General features: G+C 25.9%; 1 protein-coding gene. It reads left to right on the top strand.

Features of this window, described 5'->3' with window-relative positions; translation table 11 throughout:
- Positions 1 to 44: 44 nt before the first annotated feature.
- Positions 45 to 621 (top strand): glycine/betaine ABC transporter permease (locus EHR01_RS12420; protein ID WP_135695091.1); only part of this gene is annotated, 577 nt, incomplete at its 3' end.

The raw sequence follows: 621 nt of genomic DNA, 5'->3' as shown, positions 1-621 counted from the left end.
AGTCTAGTTCGTTATGCGAAATAAAACAAAATTAATCTAAGAATATGAATCCTTTAAGTGTATTAGAAGCAATTGGTCAATTTTTCTATTGGATAGTTTATTTGGTGAATCCAAACTTTAGAGAAGATGAAAAGATTAAAGAAATAGAAAGAAAAGAGCACCAAAAGTTAACGTTATCAATTGAAAAAAAAATTACAAAGGAAAAAGAATTAAAAGAATTTGAGGAAAATCGTAAAAATAAAATTAATAACAATGAAGATCTTATTAAAATTTGTTTCGATGATCCGGTATTTTGTGATGAATATCAAATTCTATTAGAAAAAATAAAATCAGAAATTAAGAATAATCAATTTAAACGACAATTTGACGAGGAATGGATTAATACTTTCTCAAACATTAATTATGGATGTTATTGTAGAAATAAACCAAATTTGACAATTTATAATACCTGTCCTATTGACGAAAATTCATTAGATAATGCATGTAAATCAAGACAAGATTGTATTTCTACTAAAAATCTGGCTTGGAACGAAAGTCATGAATGTAATTCAGATTTTGCTGCTTTTCTTGATCCAATTCCCTATTCAAATCTGAAGAAATTCGATTCAATGACAAATGAAG

Source organism: Leptospira mtsangambouensis, from assembly GCF_004770475.1.
GTDB classification, from domain to species: Bacteria; Spirochaetota; Leptospiria; order Leptospirales; family Leptospiraceae; genus Leptospira_A; species Leptospira_A mtsangambouensis.
This window is presented reverse-complemented; position numbering and strand designations above follow the sequence as displayed.